Source organism: Halococcus morrhuae DSM 1307, from assembly GCF_000336695.1.
GTDB classification, from domain to species: domain Archaea; phylum Halobacteriota; class Halobacteria; order Halobacteriales; family Halococcaceae; genus Halococcus; species Halococcus morrhuae.
The window spans coordinates 1-211 of record NZ_AOMC01000089.1 but is presented as its reverse complement, the minus strand read 5'-3'; the positions used below and the strand labels follow the sequence as shown (position 1 = coordinate 211).

1 protein-coding gene is annotated in these 211 nt (G+C 60.2%); it reads right to left on the bottom strand.

All coding sequences use genetic code 11. The annotated features are described in order from the left end of the window. Positions 1-211: transcriptional regulator TbsP domain-containing protein (locus C448_RS05975; protein ID WP_004052749.1), on the bottom strand; the 211-nt coding region annotated here is incomplete at both ends.

The following is a 211-nucleotide window of genomic DNA, read 5'->3' as shown; positions in this document are numbered from 1 at the left end:
CCGGCGTGAGCAGCGAAACAACCATCTCTTCGGTCACCAACAGCGTGTCGTCCAGTCGCTCAGCAGCGGCTCGCAGTTCCAGGACATCCGCTTCACGCAACCCCGCGGCTGTGCTCGCCAGCATGAAATCATCTCTCAGCCATTTCAATACGTCATCTCCGCCGAGCAAGCGCACGTTCGGTGGCTCTTCGCTCTCGGCAAGCATCTCGAC